This window comes from Allobosea sp., assembly GCF_017308075.1.
Classification (GTDB): Bacteria; Pseudomonadota; Alphaproteobacteria; order Rhizobiales; family Beijerinckiaceae; genus Allobosea.
On the sequence record NZ_JAFKFX010000024.1, the window covers coordinates 137717 to 154487 of the forward strand.

Sequence of the window (16771 nt, forward strand, 5' to 3'; positions counted from 1 at the left end):
ATGCGCCGGCTTTCCCTGTCGCCACGCCCGGACTGGCAGGCTCAGGTCGAGCGCCTGGGCTTCGCCTTCCACACGATCGAGGGCGAGACCTATTGGGACGAGAGCGCGGCCTATGGCTTCTCGCTCCGGCAGATCGAGGATGACATCGAGGCACCGACCGGGGCGATCGAGCAGCTCTGCTTCGCCTTCGTCGAGCGCGCCATCGCCGATGAGGAGATCATGCGCCGGCTCGCCGTGCCGGAAGCGCAATGGCAACTGATTCGCGACAGCTGGCAGCGCGGCGACCGGAACCTCTACGGCCGGCTCGACCTCGCCTATGACGGCAAGGGGCCGGCCAAGCTGCTCGAGTACAATGCCGACACGCCGACCTCGCTGTTCGAGGCGGCCGTGGTGCAATGGGACTGGCTCGAACAGGCGATGGCCCGGGGCCTGCTCTCGCGCGGTTGCGACCAGTTCAATTCGCTGCACGAGCGGCTGGTCGCGGCCTTCGGCCAGCTTCGCGAGCCGGCGCCGGAGCGCATGCATTTCACCTGCGTCGAGGGCAGTGCCGAGGACAAGGGCACGGTCGACTACCTGATGGACTGCGCCACGCAGGCCGGGATCGACGCCCGCTTCAGCTTCATCGAGGAGATCGGCCTGCTCGCCGATGGGCGCTTCTGCGATGGCGCCAGCCTGCCGATCGAGATGCTGTTCAAGCTCTATCCCTGGGAATGGCTGTTTCGCGAGCACTATGCCGGCGCGCTCGCGACCTCGCGCTGCCGCTTCGTCGAGCCGCCCTGGAAGGCGCTGGTCTCCAGCAAGGGACTGCTGCCCTATCTCTGGGAGATGGCGCCGGGTCATCCCAATCTGCTGCCGGCCTATTTCGAGGGCGATCCACGCTGCGCCGAGCTCGGCGCCAGCCATGTCCGCAAGCCGCTCTATTCGCGCGAAGGCGCCAATGTGACACTGGTCGAGGGCGGGACGGTGCGCGACAGCGACGACGGTCCCTATGGCGCCGAGGGCTTCGTGCTGCAGGCGGTGGCGATGCTGCCGAATTTCGACGGGAACTATCCGGTCCTCGGTTCCTGGCTCGTCGCCTCGCAGCCCTGCGGCCTCGGCATCCGCGAGGATGCGACGCCGATCACCAAGAACACCTCGCGCTTCGTGCCGCATTTCATCGAGGCCTAGAAAGCCGCGCGAACCACCGGTGCCCGCGCACCCGGCGCAGGATGGGCTAACATGGTGCGAATCGACCGCCCTGTTTCTGCGAGCCCAGCCAGCCATGAACCAGCCTTCGCCTTCGCGCGGCCTCGACCATCTCGTCATCGGCGTCGCCGATCTCGATGCGGCAGGCGAGTTCTATGCCAGTCTCGGCTTCCGGGTCGGTGCGCGCAATCGCCATCCCTGGGGTACGGAAAACCGGATCGTCCAGTTTCCCGGCGCTTTCCTGGAACTGATCACCGTCGGCGACGGCACGGCGATTCCGCCGCATGGCCAGCATCTCTTCTCCTTCGGCGCCTTCGTCCGCGACGCATTGGCGCGCGACCAGGGCATGTCGATGCTCGTCCTCGAAAGCCAGGATTCGCACGCCGATGCAGCGGGCTTCAGGCAGGCGGAAATCGGCGATTTCGAGCCGTTCTTCTTCGAGCGGCAGGCCACGCGGCCTGATGGCTCGCAGGTTCGCGTCGCCTTCAGCCTGGCCTTCGCCGCCAATCCCGCAGCGCGCGAATGCGGCTTCTTCGTCTGCCAGCAGCACGAGCCGCAGAATTTCTGGAACCCGGCCTTCCAGCAGCACGAGAATGGCGCGAGCGGGCTTGCCGCGACCTTCATGGTCGCCGCCGAGCCGCTGGCGCAGCGCGATTTCCTCTCTGCCTTTTCCGGTGCGGCGGCGATCGAGACCGCCGATGGCGGCCTGCGTCTCGATCTGGCGCGGGGCCGCATCGAGGTACTCACGCCCGGGGCTGCCGACGCGCGGCTCGCTGATGACGCGGCGAATCGGGCGGAGCCCCGTTTCGCCGGCTTTGCCGTGACGGTTCCCGATCTGGCGCGGGTCGAAGCCAGCCTCGGGCGCCAGGGTGTCGGATATCGCCGCAGCGAGCGCAGCCTCGTCGTGCCGTCGGGCGCCGGGCTCGGCTGCGCCATCGTCTTCGAGCAGGGCTGAACGCGGGTCTGGCCTACCGGGCCGGCGCTTCGGCGCCGGCATGGGCCGGCCCTTCCGGCAGACTGGCGAGCAGGCCGAGCAGGGCCCGGTCGTGCAGCACGACCATGCGCTCCTTCGGCTTCAGCCAGATCGCCGCGTCCGAGACGGTCTCGGCATCGACCAGCTTCGCTTGCGCCACCGCCCGCTCGGGCTCGATCTCGCCGCGTCGGCGCGGCTGGACCTGCGGCAGCATGCTCTCATGCGCCGAGCGCAGCACCTGGTCGGCATGCAGCGCCACGAGTCCGTCGGCATCGTCATAGCCAGCCTTCATGAATTCGGCCTGCAGTGCGTTGGCGCGTGTCGCGATCGCCGGCGGCGCGCCTTCCTCGGGCGTGACGAGCAGGTTGTGCCGCTTCAGCCAGAGGCCGAGCGCCAGCTGGCCCGAAGCCCAGGACAGCGGGATCGCCAGCACGAGGCCGACGATGGTCGGCGACATCCAGGCGAAGAGCGAGGTCGCGATCATGAAGGCCGAGAGACCGGCGATCAGGCCGAGCATGGTGTGGGTGCGATGCCGCCGCACGATGTCCTTGAACGGGATCGAGCCGTCGTCGCGGCGCTGCGGATTCCAGCCCGTGTCGCGGCCGAGCAGGATCTGGAAGACCGAGCCGGACTGGATCACCATCATGATCGGCGCGAAGATCGCCGAGAACAGCACTTCGAGCAGGGCCGAAAGGGTCAGGCGGACGCCGCCGCCGCAGGCGCGCCGCAGCTTGCCGTCGAACAGCGTCAGCAGCAGCCCGAACAGTTTTGGCGCCAGCAGGATCGCCATGGTCAGCGCGAACAGGTTCAGCGCGCGCTCGGGGTCGAAGCGCGGCCAGATCGGGAACAGCGTGAACTCATGGGTGAAGTATTCGGGCCGCGCGTAGTTGACCTGCAGCACGATCAGGATGCCGACCACCAGCTGCATCAGCCAGAAGGGCGAGGCGAGATAGGCCATCATGCCGGTGGCGAAATGCTGCCGCGTCGCCAGCGTCAGCCCCTTGGCGCCGATGACGCGCGAATGCTGCAGATTGCCCTGGCACCAGCGCCGGTCGCGCGTCGCGATGTCGATCAGCGAGGGCGGGCTTTCCTCATAGGAACCGGTCAGATCCGGCAGCATGTAGACCGACCAGCCGGCACGCCGGATCAGCGCCGCTTCGACGAAATCATGGCTGAGCACATGGCCGCCGAAGGGCGGCTTGCCCTTCAGGTCGGGCAAGCCGCAATGATCGGCGAAGGCCTTCGTCCGGATGATCGCGTTATGGCCCCAGTAATTGCCGTCGCGCCCGGACCAGACCGCAAGCCCGGTCGCGATCACCGGTCCGTAGACGCGCGCCGCGAACTGCTGGAGGCGCGCGAAGAAGGTGTTGCGGTTGATGATCAGCGGCAGCGACTGGATGATGCCGGCATCGGGATCGGCCTCCATCGCCGCCGCCAGGCGCACGATGCAGGTGCCGGTCATCAGGCTGTCGGCGTCGAGCACGACCATATGGGCGTAGTGCCCGCCCCAGCGGGTGACGAAATCGGCGATGTTGCCGGCCTTGCGGTGATGGTTCTTCGGCCGATGGCGGTAATAGATCCGCGCCTCCGGTCCCAGTCGCTGGCGCAGCGCCAGGAAGGCACGCTCCTCCGCGACCCAGATGTCCGGGTTGGTCGTGTCGGAGACGATGAAATAGTCGAAATGCTCGCCGAGCCCCGTCGCCTCGACCGATTCGCGGATCGCGGCCAATGCCGCGAAGGTGCGCGCCGTCGACTCGTTGTAGATCGGCATCACCACCACGGTCTTCTGGCTCAGCGTCTCGGCGCGCGGGCTTTTCAGCAGGCCGAACAGCAGGGTGACGAAGCCGAGGATCGCGCTGGTGAAGGCAAGCGCGATCCAGGAGAAGTTCACGGTGAACAGCAGGAGCAGCACATACTGCAGGAAGGTCGTTCGGCTGACCGACACGACATTGTACATCTCCCAGGCGCCATAGGCCGTCAGCGCCCAGGCGCCGCCGAAGACGAAGAGGCGCGCCAGCCAGGGCGTGCGCCAGGCCGACGGCGCAGCAGGAGCGCGCCGCTCCGCCCCCTTCCAGCGACGGAAGGACTGCACCGGCATGTCGAGCCTGTTCTCCGGCGGTGTCGCCTCGAAAGGCGCCGGCCATGTCGCGATCTCGCCTTCCGGCTTGCGGACGATCTCGTCCACCGTCGCGTGCTGCGTGCTCACCATGTCCATCGATTCAACCAGGTCTCGGATACCGCCTGGCCGCCGGCGTCGAGAACCAGGCGAAGCTCCGAGAGATTCTCGTTGCCGGGGTCGACTTCGAAGCCGACGCGCATGGTCCGCCGCTCGGGGAAAGGCCAGAGGCGTAGATTATGCACTGCGCCGGGGGTGGCGGTCACGATCGCTCTCGTCGCGGCGACCAGCCCGGCATCGGCCAGCCGCTCGCCGGTGAAATCGACGATGAAGCGCCGGCGGCGGCCCTGCGTGCCGCGCCCCTGCCTGGTCCGGGTGGCGAGCGCCAGCGGCGGCCGATCCGGCGGTTGCCAGCACCACGCCTGACGATAGGCCACGGTCGTCTCGCTGCCAGCCGCGATCGGCTGTCGCGGCCGCCAATAGGCGATGATGTTGTCGTTGAGTTCGGAATCGGTCGGGATCTCGATCAGCTGGACCGAGCCCTGGCCCCAATCCCCGAGCGGCTCCATCCAGACGCTCGGGCGCAGCTCGAGTCGCTGGTCGTCGTCGAGGAAGGCATTGGGGTCGCGCTCGCGCTGCACCAGCCCGAAGCCCCGCGGGTTCGAGTCCTGGAAGGAGGAGACCTGCAGATTGGCGGGGTTGCTGAGCGGCCGGTAGATCCACTCGCCGCTGCCGGACTGCATCTGGACACCGGAGAGTTCGTGCACGGCCGGTCGCACATCGTCGAAGGTGCGCCGGCTCTGCGGGCCGGCGAAGAAGGTGCCCATCGTGCAGCCGAAGCCGACATGATCGAGATTGGCGCGGGCGAACAGCGTCATCTCGACGTCGATGAAGGTCATGTCGCCGGGCCGCAAGGTCATGCGCACGGCGCCCGCGACGCTTTCGGAATCGAGCAGCCCGTGGATGATCAGCACGCCGGAGGCCGGGCTTGGCCGCTCGATCCAGAAGGCGCGGAAGAAAGGGATTTCCTCGCCGCGCGTTTCGCCCGGGCGCAGAATCAGTGCCCGGGCCAAGGCGCCGAAATTCTGGCCGCGAGCCAGCGAGCGGAAGAAGGTCGCGCCCTGGAAGGTCGCGACCTCGAACGGGCGCTCAAGGCCCGTCGCGACCCGAAATCCCGAGAATTGCAGATCGAGCCCGGCCGGGGGCGGGGTGACCCGGCCATAATCGAACTTGCCGCGGTCGAAAGCCACGCGGCGCACCACGTCATCCTCGACGGCGAACAGGCTGACCGGCGCCGAAAAGACATAGCCGCGATGCATCGGCTCGATCGTGAAGCCGCGATTTTCGCCGGCCCAGATCAGTCCGCCGGGCTGGGCCCTTATGCCGACATACTGATCATAGGGCAGGGTGGCGTAGCCCTCGGGCAGGTCGGTGGCAGTCAGCGGCACCATCGGGCGGCGCGACAGCATCCGCGCCGCTTCGACGACGAGCGAGGCTTCGAAGCGCTGGCCTTCGGCGATGACCGATTGCACCAGGCCCGCCCAGCTCGACTGGGCATGTGCCGGCGTGCCGGCCACCAGGCGCTGGGCGACGAGACCGGTCGCAGCAGCGCTCAAAAATCGACGACGATTCAAGGATTTCGACATCAGTTCCAACATGCGCCGTCGGCGGGCCGGCCGCTTTGCGCTTCTAGAGCATTTTGCGGCGAGCTGGAAAGCGCGCGCCACTTTGTAAGGTGAAAAAAAGAGCCTCGCGGCTTTCGCAAGGCCATGCCCCGGATCGCTCGCCCCTTCCAGCCAAGGCTTTGCGGAAATTCCGCTTTCGCTTCGGCCGTCGACTTTGCCAAATCCGCCTCGGATCGGCTATCCACTCCCCGCGCAACACCCGCCTGCGCCGGACCGATGGCCGGCTTCGGACGTATCCGCGTCGACCGCTATTCTCCCGACAGCATGAGACTCGAAGATCATGACGGAAATGCAGCCCGCCCGAACCTGCCTCGCCATCATCCTTGCGGCCGGCGAGGGCACGCGGATGAAGTCGGCCCGACCGAAGGTGCTGCATGAGATGGCGGGGCGCTCGCTGCTCGGCCATGCGCTTGCGGCCGTTTCCGCCGCTGGAGCGGATTCGCTCGTCGTCGTCATCGGCCCGGACCGCCCGGATGTCGCCGCGGAGGTGAGCAGGCTCGCTCCGCATGCCAGGATCGCGGTTCAGGCCGAGCGCAAGGGTACGGCCCATGCGGTTCTCGCGGCGCGCGCCAGCCTGGCCGAGGATCATGACGACGTCCTCGTCGCCTTCGCCGACACGCCTCTGGTGCGGCCCGAAACCTATGCCGGCCTGCGACAGGCGCTGCGCCAGGGCGCTGGTGTTGCGGCGCTCGGTTTCGAGGCCCGCGACCCGAGCGGCTATGGCCGCTTCGTCACCCGGGACGGGCAGCTCGAAGCCATCGTCGAGCATAAGGATGCCGATGCGGCGACGCGGGCCATCCGGCTTTGCAATGCCGGGCTGATGGCTCTCGATGGGAAGCGCGCGCTCGCCATCCTCGACGCCATCGGCAACGCCAACGCCCAGAACGAATACTATCTGACCGATGCGGTCGAAGTCGCTCGCCGGCAGGGGCTGACGACCATCGCGCTGATCGCGCCGGAAGCCGAGGTGCAGGGCGTCAACGACCGCGCCCAGCTCGCCGGGGCCGAAGCCGATTTCCAGAAGCGCCGGCGCCTCGAGGCCATGGCGTCGGGAGCGACCCTCATCGCTCCGGACACCGTGTTCTTCAGCCATGACACCCGAATCGGCCGCGATGTCGTGATCGAGCCGAATGTCGTCTTCGGACCGGGCGTCAGCGTTGCCGACGGGGCGGTGATCCACGCCTTCTCGCATCTGGAAGGTGCGAGCGTCGGAGCTGGCGCGACGATCGGCCCCTATGCCCGGCTGCGGCCGGGCGCCGATCTCGCCGAAGGGGCCAAGGTCGGCAACTTCGTCGAGATCAAGGCGGCGACGATCGGCGCCGGAGCCAAGGTCAACCATCTCACCTATATCGGCGATGCGGAGATCGGTGCGGCCGCCAATATCGGCGCGGGAACCATCACCTGCAATTATGACGGCTTCTTCAAGTCGAAGACGATCATCGGCGAGGGCGCCTTCGTCGGCTCGAATTCGGCGCTGGTCGCGCCGGTGACGATCGGTGCCGGCGCCTATGTCGGCTCGGGGTCGGTGATCACCCGCGACGTGGCGCCGGACGCGCTGGCCGTCGCGCGCGGCCGCCAGGTCGAGCGCGAAGGCTGGGCGGCGGACTTCCGGGCCGCGGCGAAGGCCCGCAAGGCGGCGCGCTAGCCGGCTCCGTGCCGTCGCGTTCACAGTTCGACATTCATCGTGATTGGGCATTCGGCGCCGGGCGCATTATTGCGGACGGCAACGAAAACTTCCCGTGAGGCATAGGCATGTGCGGAATCGTAGGCATTCTCGGCAAGGAAGCTGTCGCTGGGCAGGTGGTCGAGGCGCTGCGGCGGCTCGAATACCGCGGCTATGACTCGGCCGGGGTCGCCACGCTCGAGCATGGCAGGCTCAGCCGTCGGCGCGCCGAGGGCAAGCTCAAGAACCTGGAGGTCCGGCTGTCGAGCGAGCCGCTCGACGGGCTGATCGGCATTGGCCATACCCGCTGGGCCACGCATGGCCGACCGAACGAGACCAACGCCCATCCGCATGCCACCGCCAAGCTGGCGGTCGTCCATAACGGCATCATCGAGAACTTCCGCGAGCTCAAGGCGGAGCTCCAGGCTGACGGGCACGTCTTCGAGACCGAGACCGATACCGAGGTCGTCGCCCATCTCGTCACCCGCGAGCTCGACCGTGGCAAGGACCCAGTCGCGGCGGTCGGCGCCTGCCTGCCACGCCTGCGCGGCGCCTTCGCGCTCGCCTTCCTGTTCGAGGGGCAGGAGGATCTGCTGATCGGCGCGCGCAAGGGCTCGCCGCTGGCCGTGGGCATCGGCGACGGTGAGATGTATCTCGGCTCCGATGCACTCGCGCTGGCGCCCTTCACCAATCTGATCGCCTATCTCGACGAGGGCGACTGGGTGGTGCTGAATCGTGGTGGCGCGACCTTCTACGACGCCTCTGGGGCGCAGGTGGAGCGCCGCGCCCAGCGCGTCGCCGCCGGGGCCTTCCTGGTCGAGAAGGGCAACCACCATCACTTCATGGCCAAGGAGATCTATGAGCAGCCGGAAGTGGTCGGCCACACGCTGACGCATTTCGTCGACATGGCGAATGGCCGTGCCCGGCTGCCTTTCGACGCGCCTTTCGACTGGAAGGCCTTGTCGCGGCTTTCGGTTTCGGCCTGTGGAACGGCTTATTATGCTGGCCTGACCGCCAAGTACTGGTTCGAAAAGCTGGCGCGGCTGCCGGTCGAGATCGATGTCGCCTCCGAGTTCCGTTATCGCGAGGCGCCGCTGCCGGCGAATGGGCTCTCGCTCTTCGTCTCGCAGTCCGGCGAGACCGCCGACACGCTCGCCTGCCTGCGCTACGCAAGGCAGGAGGGGCAGCACGTCCTGTCGGTGGTCAACGTCCCGACCTCGACGATCGCCCGCGAGAGCGATGTCGTGGCGCCGACCCTGGCCGGGCCGGAAATCGGCGTCGCCTCGACCAAGGCCTTCACCTGCCAGCTGACGGCGCTCGCCGGCCTCGCACTGGCGGCCGCCCGTGAGCGCGGCACGCTCTCGGCCGAGCAGGAGGCACGCTACGTCCAGGAGCTGATCGCGCTGCCCGGGCTGATGGCGCAGGCCCTGACCCTGGAGCCGGAGATCGAGAAGCTCGCGCGCAAGCTGTCGCGGGCACGCGACGTGCTCTATCTCGGGCGCGGAACGGCCTTCCCGCTGGCGCTCGAGGGCGCGCTGAAGCTCAAGGAAATCAGTTACATCCACGCCGAAGGTTATCCGGCGGGCGAGCTCAAGCACGGACCGATCGCGCTGATCGACGAGGAGATGCCGGTCATCGTCATCGCCCCGCATGACGCCTTGTTCGAGAAGACGGCGTCCAACATGCAGGAAGTCGCGGCGCGTGGCGGGCGGATCATCCTGATCACCGACGCCAAGGGCGCCGCCGAATGCGGCGTCGAGCCCGAGACGACGATCATCATGCCGGAGATGGACCCGCTCTTCGCGCCGATCGTCTACGCCGTTCCGATCCAGATGATCGCCTATCAGACGGCCGTCTTCATGGGCAAGGACGTCGACCAGCCGCGCAATCTGGCGAAGTCCGTCACCGTCGAGTGAGCGCGGGCCGAGCCTGATTCAATCGCCGGCCGGCTCCGGCCGGCTGGCGACATAGGTGCCTGCCGCGATCAGGCAGGCACCGGTCACCCACAACGCGACCGGCGGCGCATCGCTCGCCGCCACCAGGGCGAAGCTCAAGGCCATCGAGCCGCAGGCGATGTACTTGGTCTTGCGCGCGATCGAGCCGGTCCGCCGCCAGGCCACGACCTGTGGTCCAAGTTTCGGATGGCCGAGCAGCCAGGCCTCGAAGCGCGGCGAAGAGCGCGAGAAGAACCAGGCCGCTGCGATCAGGAAGATCGTGCCCGGCATCAGAGGCAGCACGAGCCCGATCACGCCGACGGCGGTCAGCACCCAGCCGGCGACGAAATAGAGGGAGCGGCGCCAGGGGCCGTGCTTTCTGGAAGGCTCGGACACGCGCGCCTTGTCGCCATCGGAGAATCAGGGGCTAGCCAGAAGCGGCTGCTAGGCTATCGTCGCATATTGCGGTGCAAGCTCGAAGCCCCGCAAGCCTTGGAACCGACCGAAGCCCAGGACAGTCGATGGCCGCAGCCCGCCCGCCCGATCCGCATCTCGTCGTTCATCCCGACATGCTGCGGCCGAGCTTCGGTACCAGGCTCCGCCGCTATTTCCTGACCGGGCTGGTGCTGGCGGCACCGCTCGCCATCACCGCCTCGGTGACCTGGTGGTTCGTGAATCTGGTCGATGGCTGGGTCAAGCCGCTGGTTCCGGCGCAGTTCTGGCCGGACACCTATTTGCGCTTTCCGGTGCCCGGCTTCGGCGTCGTCATCGCCCTTGTCGGGTTGACCCTGCTCGGCTTCTTCGCCGCCAATCTCGTGGGACGCACGCTGATCGGCGCCAGTGAGGCGCTTCTCAACCGGATGCCCGTGGTGCGCGGGCTCTACAAGGGCGTGAAGCAGGTCTTCGAGACGATCTTCTCCCAGTCCGGGACCTCCTTCCGCAAGGTCGGCATGGTGCAGTTTCCGCAGCCGGGAATGTGGTCGATCGTCTTCATCGCCCAGGAAGCAGCCCCCGAAATCGCCGGTAAGCTGCCCGATAGCGACGAGCAGATCGGCGTCTTCCTGCCCTGCACGCCGAACCCGACCACCGGCTTTTTCTTCTATCTGCCACGGCGAGAAGTGGTCGAGGTCGCGATCTCGGTCGAGGAGGGCGCCAAGCTGATCATGTCCGCCGGCATGATCCAGCCCGGCGACGCCCTGGGACGCAACGGCGCCAATGGCAATGGGGGGCGGATCAGCCCTTGAGGGCGAGCCAGATCTCGACGACGCCATTGCCGGTCGCGGCGTCGAAGCGTTCGTCCATGCGTTCCAGGGTCGGCCCCATTGCGGGCTCGCGGCCGGACTTGGGCAGCCAGTCGCGCCAGATTGCCTCGAAGCTCTGCTTGATCGCGGTGATGTGGCCGCGGTGCTCGAACACCGCATAGAGCTGCTCCGGCACACGCAGCCGCTCGAACTCCGCGGGCAGCTCGGAAAAGCTCGAGACCTCGGCGCCGGCGATGTAGTCGAAGGCGCCCTGATCGTCGCAATTATGGCTCGCGCCATAGGCGACATGCCCTACCTGTCCGGGGATATGGCCGAAATGCGGGGCGATCTTCTGCCAGAGCAGGGGGATTCCGGCGGTGTTCTCGACCGAGAAATGGCCGCCGAAACCGGCGATCAGCAACGGCTTGCCGGTGACGAGACGCGGCTCGCCGAGCGGGCTGGAGGAGATGGCGTTCATGGGTAGCGGCTCCACGAGGGTGAGCGAGGACAGATCGCGCCGGGCCCGCAGCTCTTCCGGCGTCAGGCCGAACTGCTCGCGGAAGGCGCGGGTGAAGGCCTCGTGCGAGCCGTAGCCCCAATCCAGCGCGACCGAGAGGATGTCGGGCGCGCCATTGGCGAGCTGGCGTGCCGCCTCCGTCAGCCGTCGCTCGCGCACATAGCGCATCACCGAACGGCCGGTCGCCACGCCGAAGGCGCGTACGAGATGGAACCGGGAGACGCCGCTGACCTCGGCGATCTCGTCGAGCGAGAGCGGCGCGGCAAAGCGGCTTTCGATGCACCAGAGCGCTTTCTTGATCGGATCCATTGGGGTCTCACGAAGCGCGGCCACGATGGCGCCGGCATGGCGCCGGCGCTTGATCGGGATTGCTGCCGGCTATTTTTGCAGCGTCTTGACGACGTCGAGAAAGGCCCGCAGCGCCGGCGGCACGGCGCGATGCCCGGGGTAATAGACCGCCACCCCTTCCGGAGCCGGCGCCCAGGCGGTGAGGATCTGGCGCAGGCGTCCCTCGACCAAGGCCGTCTCGGCGGCCGGGCTGGCGACATAGGCGATGCCGAGATCATTGATCGCGGCCTCCACCATCAGCTCCTCGTCGTCGAGGATGACCGGTCCGCCGACTTCGATCGTCAGCTCCTGCCCGGCCCGTTCGAACTCCCAGCGATAGAGCTTGCCGCTCGGCATCCGGTGACCGATGCAGCGATGGCTCTCCAGTTCCTCCGGACTGCCCGGCTCGCCGAAGCGTTCCAGGTAGGCCGGTGAGGCAACGCAGATGAAGCTGATCGCGGCGCCGAGCGGAACGGCGACCATGTCCTTGTGGATCGATCCGGCAAGGCGCACGCCGGCATCGAACCCCGCCGATACGATGTCGACCAGCCGCCCTTCGACGACGATGTCGACGATGACGCCCGGAAAGCGCTCGGCCATCACGGGCAGCACCTCGCGTACCAGTAGCGTCGCCACCAGCCGCGGCACGTTGATCCGGACCTTCCCGGCCACGCTGCCGCGGAAGGTCGCGATGCTGTCGAGGGCATCGTCCAGGGTGGCGAGAGCCGGCTGAAGCCGGCCGAGCAGCTCGAAGCCCGCCTCGGTCGGTGAAACGCTGCGCGTCGTGCGGTTCAGCAGGCGCACCCCCATGCGCTCCTCAAGGGCACGCATCGCATGACTCAAGGTGGATGGCGCCATGCCGAGCTCATCGGCCGCATGGCGGAAGCTGCGCCGGGTGGCGACGGCCACGAAGGCCGTGAGGTCGTTGAGCGAAGGGCGGTTCATTGCTGGCTATCTGGCATCAACCCATACGGATTTTAGCGTCTAATCCGCACAATGCTTCGCCTCTATCTCATGCCGGTGTCAAACCGGGAGATGTGGAACATGCAGAAAACCTGGCTCATAACCGGCGTTTCGTCCGGGCTCGGCCGGCTCTTGGCGCAGAAGGTGCTGGCGCGCGGCGATCATGTCGTTGGAACCAGCCGCAGGGCGGATGCGCTGTCCGATCTGCGCGAGCGCTATCCGCAGCGACTTGGCATCCTCGCGCTCGACCTCAGGGATCAGGCTGCCGTGCGCGGCGCGGTCGACCTCGCCTTCGAAGAGCGCGGTCGTATCGACATCGTCGTCAGCAATGCCGGCTATGGTCTCGTCGGCGCAGCCGAGGAGGTCAGCGACCAGCAGGTCCGCGACATCGTCGCGACCAATCTCATGGGTTCGATCACGCTGATCCAGGCGGCGCTGCCGCATCTGCGCAAACAGGGCGGTGGCCGGATCCAACAGCTCTCGAGCGAGGGCGGGCAGATTGTCTATCCCGGCCTCGGTCTCTATCACGCGACGAAATGGGGCATCGAGGGCTTCGTCGAAACCGTGGCGCTGGAGGTCGCGCCCTTCGGCATCGAACTCACCCTGGTCGAGCCCGGTCCGACCCGAACGGAGTTCGGCGGTAATCTCGCCCACGCCGAAGCCCTCGATGCCTATGAGGAGACGCCCGTCGGCCAGACCCGGGCAGCGGTTCGTGGCTCCTGGGTGATCAAGGGTGACCCCGAGCGGGTGACCGAGGCGATGATCGGGCTCGCCGACCGGAAGGGACCGCTTCCCAGGCGGCTCGTGCTCGGCGCCGATGCCTATGCCCGCATCCGGAAGGCGCTCGGCGGCCGGATCGACGAGCTCGACAGCCAGAAGGAGATCTCGGTCGCGGCGGACTTCACCGAGGCCGAACTCGCGCGCCTCTAAACGCTGGTCCCGTCGGCCCGCCAAGCGAAATGCAACGGGATCTCAATTCAATTTCTCATTCGAAGATCATGAGGCAATGACATGCCCAAACGCGACGCGATTTTCCCAGCCGGCCGCCACGCCCTCTATGACGTCCATCAATATTCCGCCGCCATCCGGCATGGCGACCTGCTCTTCGTCTCCGGACAGGTCGGGAGCCGAGAGGACGGCTCGCCCGAACCGGTCTTCGAGGACCAGGTCCGCCGGGCCTTCGCCAATCTGCGCGCCGTGCTCGCGGCGGCGGATGCGAGTTTCGACGACGTGATCGACGTGATTTCCTTTCATACCGACCCGCAGGCGCAGTTCGACAGGATGATGACCATCCGAGCCGAGGAAATCGGCGAACCGCCCTATCCGGCCTGGACCGCGGTCGGCGTGACCTGGCTCGCCGGGTTCGACTTCGAGCTCAAGGTGGTCGCCCGCATTCCACCCAAAGCTGCCGAAAGCGCGCCGGTCGCACACGGCTGAGCGCGTCCTCAGCCCGCGCGGAGCAACCTGATCGCGACGTCGCGCTCGAACAGATAGAGCAGGGTCCTGATCGCCTGGCCGCGCGGCGTCTCCAGATTGGGATCGCGCTCGATCAGCAGCCGGGCATCGTCGCGGGCTGCCGCAAGCAGATCGCCATCGACCTCGGGCCGGGCGATGCGCCAGTCGGGCGAGCCCGACTGCTTGGTGCCGAGAACCTCGCCTTCGCCGCGCAGGCGAAGATCCTCTTCGGCGATGCGAAAACCGTCCTCGGTCTCGCGCATGATCGTCAGCCTCGCCTCGGCCACCGGCCCGAGCGGGCCTTTGTAGAGCAGGAGGCAGGTCGAGGCGGCCGAGCCGCGGCCGATCCGGCCGCGGAGCTGATGGAGCTGGGCGAGGCCGAAGCGCTCGGCATGCTCGATCACCATCACCGAGGCATTGGGCACGTCGACGCCGACCTCGATCACGGTGGTCGAGACCAGCAGGCGCGTTTGCCCGGCGACGAAGGCCGCCATCGCCGCATCCTTGTCGCGCCCCGGCATCTGGCCGTGCAGCAGGCCGACCTTGTCGCCGAACGCGTCCTGCAGCGCCTCGAAACGCTGCTGTGCCGCCGCGACGTCGAGCGTGTCGGACTCCTGCACCAGCGGGCAGATCCAATAGACCTGCGCACCGGCCTCGATGGCGCGGCCGACGGCCCCGACCACCTCGTCATAGCGCTCGGAGGAGATCGCCTTGGTGGCGATCGGCTTGCGGCCCGCCGGCTTCTCCGAGAGGATCGAGACATCCATGTCGCCGAACCAGGTCAAGGCGAGTGTGCGCGGGATCGGCGTCGCCGTCATCACCAGCACGTCGACCGCTTCGCCCTTGGCGCCGAGCAGCAGGCGCTGGTGCACGCCGAAACGATGCTGTTCGTCGACGACCGCAAGCGCGAGGTCGTGGAAGTCGACGCCCTCCTGGAACAGCGCATGGGTGCCGACGACGATGTCGATTTCGCCGCTGGCAAGCCCGGCCAGGACCTGGCGGCGTCCCGCGCCCTTTTCGCGGCCGGTCAGCAGAGCGAGCTTCAGCCCGGCCTTTTCGGCGAGCGGCGCCAGGCGCTCGGCATGCTGGCGGGCGAGGATTTCGGTCGGCGCCATCAGCACCGATTGCCGTTTTGCCTCGGCTGCCGCGGCCATCGCCATCAGCGCGACCACGGTCTTGCCGGAGCCGACATCGCCCTGCAGCAGGCGCAGCATGCGCTCGGGCTTTTCCATGTCGTCATGGATATCGGCGACGGCCTTGCGCTGGCCGTCGGTGAGCCTGAAGGGCAGGGCGGTTTCTATCGCCCGGCGCAGGGCGCCGTCGCCCGCCGTGACGCGGCCGGCCATCTTCTTCTGCTGGCGCCGGACGAGGGCGAGCGCGATCTGGCTCGCCAGCAATTCGTCATAGCCGACGCGCCGGCGCGCGATCGTATCGCCCTCGACGGCTCGCAGATCCGGCGGATGATGCAGCGCCTGCATGGCCGGCCGGAAGGCGGGAAAGCCGGCCTTGGCCAGGAAGCCCTCATCCTGCCATTCCGGCAGCTCCGGACAGCGCTCGGCCGCGCCGGCGACGATCCTCGCCATGATCCGCCCGCCGACGCCCTCGGTCAGGCGGTAGACCGGCTCGATCGAGGGCAGGGTTGCGGCGAGCTTGGGATCTAGCACCCGGTCGGGATGCACCATCTGGCGCATACCGTCCCAGAGTTCGAGCTTGCCCGAGATCAGCCTGTAGGCGCCGACGGGCAGGGTCTGGAGCAGATGGCGGACATCGGCATGGAAGAAGACCAAGGTCACGTCGCCGCTCTCGTCCTCGACGAGGATGCGATAGGGCGCCTTCGCCTTGCTCGGTGGCGGCGGGCGGTGCTCGCTCACCCGCGCCGCAAAGGTCGCGATCTCGCCGATCGGCGCCTCGGCGATGCTCTCGCTGGGGCGGCGGTCGACGGCGCCGCTCGGCAGATGGAAAAGCAGATCGATGACGCGGGCATCATGGCTCTCGTCGCCGAGGAACTTGTCGAGCAGCTTGCCGAGCTTCGGGCCGACGCCGGAAAGCGCGGTGGCGGGGGCAAACAGCGGATCGAGGATCGAGGGACGCAAAGGAGCCGCTCACAGCATGTCAGGAGTGCGAGGATCGCGGCGCGGGCACCGCTGACTTCGTCGGATTCCCTCGCTATATAGCCCGCGAAGGCTGGCTCGGCGACGGGCCGGTCCGTTCCGCATTCGCCAGCGTGAGGACAACGATGAGTGGCTCGACCCGCAGCAGCGCCGATCTCGACCCGCGCCGGCGCAAGATCCTGTTCCGCGCCTGGCATCGCGGCATGCGCGAGACCGATTTGATCATGGGCCGCTTCGCCGATGCGGAGATCGGCGGGCTGAGCGAGGCAGAGCTCGACGAGTTCGAGCGGCTGATCGAGGTGCTAGACCGCGACCTGCTGAGCTGGATCACCGGCGAGGCGGAGGTGCCGGAGAACTACGACAGCGCGCTGTTCCGCCGGCTGAAGGCGTTCCACAACCACACCAAGCCGATTCATGTGTGAGGGCTTGGCCTGCTCCCTTCATTGTCATTCCGGGGCTTCGCGCAGCGAAGAACCCGGAACCCACGACTGGGTGAGCGGCCAGGAACCACGCACCAGATGTTCCACTCAGTCGTGGGTTCCGGGTTCGCGCCTGCGGCGCCCCCCGGAATGACAAGCCATAGTCAGAATTGAAGCGTCCC

14 protein-coding genes are annotated in these 16771 nt (G+C 67.6%); 8 read left to right on the plus strand and 6 right to left on the minus strand.

Translation table 11 applies throughout. The features are described from left to right. Positions 1-1167, plus strand: a complete 1167-nt coding sequence (locus J0J10_RS03970) for a glutathionylspermidine synthase family protein (protein ID WP_291645376.1) — start codon at positions 1-3, stop codon at positions 1165-1167. Positions 1168-1261: 94 nt separating this feature from the next. Next, positions 1262-2140 (plus strand): VOC family protein, encoded by an 879-nt coding sequence (locus J0J10_RS03975; protein WP_291645377.1) that lies wholly within the window; start codon positions 1262-1264, stop codon positions 2138-2140. Between the two features lie 13 nt (positions 2141-2153). On the opposite strand, the gene mdoH is transcribed toward J0J10_RS03975, so the two are convergent. Further along, positions 2154-4373, minus strand: coding sequence for a glucans biosynthesis glucosyltransferase MdoH (mdoH, locus tag J0J10_RS03980; protein ID WP_291645378.1), 2220 nt, complete (start codon positions 4371-4373; stop codon positions 2154-2156). After that, on the minus strand, positions 4361-5890 hold the full coding sequence (locus tag J0J10_RS03985; RefSeq protein ID WP_291645379.1) for an OpgD/OpgG family glucan biosynthesis protein: 1530 nt from the start codon (positions 5888-5890) through the stop codon (positions 4361-4363). Before J0J10_RS03985 ends, mdoH begins: the two co-directional genes overlap by 13 nt. Before the next feature lie 358 nt (positions 5891-6248). Here J0J10_RS03985 and glmU point away from each other — a divergent pair, with 358 nt between their 5' ends. Both glmU and glmS read left to right on the plus strand, forming a co-directional pair. Continuing rightward, positions 6249-7604 carry a bifunctional UDP-N-acetylglucosamine diphosphorylase/glucosamine-1-phosphate N-acetyltransferase GlmU gene (gene glmU / locus J0J10_RS03990; RefSeq protein WP_465247157.1) on the plus strand — a complete coding sequence of 452 codons (1356 nt, stop codon included), beginning with the start codon at positions 6249-6251 and terminating at the stop codon, positions 7602-7604. A 107-nt stretch (positions 7605-7711) separates the two neighbouring features. Further along, positions 7712-9538, plus strand: a complete 1827-nt coding sequence (gene glmS, locus J0J10_RS03995; protein ID WP_291645381.1) for a glutamine--fructose-6-phosphate transaminase (isomerizing) — start codon at positions 7712-7714, stop codon at positions 9536-9538. Positions 9539-9556: 18 nt separating this feature from the next. Here the strand turns inward: glmS and J0J10_RS04000 are convergent, their stop codons facing one another. Then, entirely contained in the window at positions 9557-9952 is a 396-nt protein-coding gene (locus J0J10_RS04000; RefSeq protein WP_291641726.1) for a YbaN family protein, read from the minus strand. A gap of 125 nt (positions 9953-10077) precedes the next feature. Between J0J10_RS04000 and J0J10_RS04005 the strand changes: the two genes are divergently transcribed. After that, the gene (locus J0J10_RS04005) at positions 10078-10800 is read left to right on the plus strand and encodes a DUF502 domain-containing protein (protein WP_291641727.1); all 723 of its coding nucleotides are present in this window, start codon (positions 10078-10080) and stop codon (positions 10798-10800) included. Here the strand turns inward: J0J10_RS04005 and J0J10_RS04010 are convergent. Beyond that, a complete protein-coding gene (locus J0J10_RS04010) occupies positions 10790-11623 on the minus strand; it encodes an AraC family transcriptional regulator (RefSeq protein WP_291641728.1) in 834 nt (277 codons plus the stop codon). The genes J0J10_RS04005 and J0J10_RS04010 overlap by 11 nt on opposite strands. Positions 11624-11692: 69 nt before the next feature. Continuing rightward, positions 11693-12586 carry a LysR family transcriptional regulator gene (locus J0J10_RS04015; protein WP_291645382.1) on the minus strand — a complete coding sequence of 298 codons (894 nt, stop codon included), beginning with the start codon at positions 12584-12586 and terminating at the stop codon, positions 11693-11695. A gap of 99 nt (positions 12587-12685) precedes the next feature. Between J0J10_RS04015 and J0J10_RS04020 the strand changes: the two genes are divergently transcribed. Together J0J10_RS04020 and J0J10_RS04025 are read left to right on the plus strand one after the other, a co-directional pair. Beyond that, positions 12686-13534 (plus strand): SDR family oxidoreductase, encoded by an 849-nt coding sequence (locus J0J10_RS04020; RefSeq protein ID WP_291645383.1) that lies wholly within the window; start codon positions 12686-12688, stop codon positions 13532-13534. Positions 13535-13615: 81 nt separating this feature from the next. After that, positions 13616-14041 (plus strand): RidA family protein, encoded by a 426-nt coding sequence (locus J0J10_RS04025; protein ID WP_291645384.1) that lies wholly within the window; start codon positions 13616-13618, stop codon positions 14039-14041. An 8-nt stretch (positions 14042-14049) separates the two neighbouring features. Here the strand turns inward: J0J10_RS04025 and recG are convergent, their stop codons facing one another. After that, positions 14050-16152, minus strand: a complete 2103-nt coding sequence (gene recG / locus J0J10_RS04030) for an ATP-dependent DNA helicase RecG (RefSeq protein ID WP_291645385.1) — start codon at positions 16150-16152, stop codon at positions 14050-14052. Between the two features lie 143 nt (positions 16153-16295). Here recG and J0J10_RS04035 point away from each other — a divergent pair, with 143 nt between their 5' ends. After that, positions 16296-16592 (plus strand): FAD assembly factor SdhE, encoded by a 297-nt coding sequence (locus J0J10_RS04035; RefSeq protein ID WP_291641733.1) that lies wholly within the window; start codon positions 16296-16298, stop codon positions 16590-16592. Positions 16593-16771: the final 179 nt, after the last annotated feature.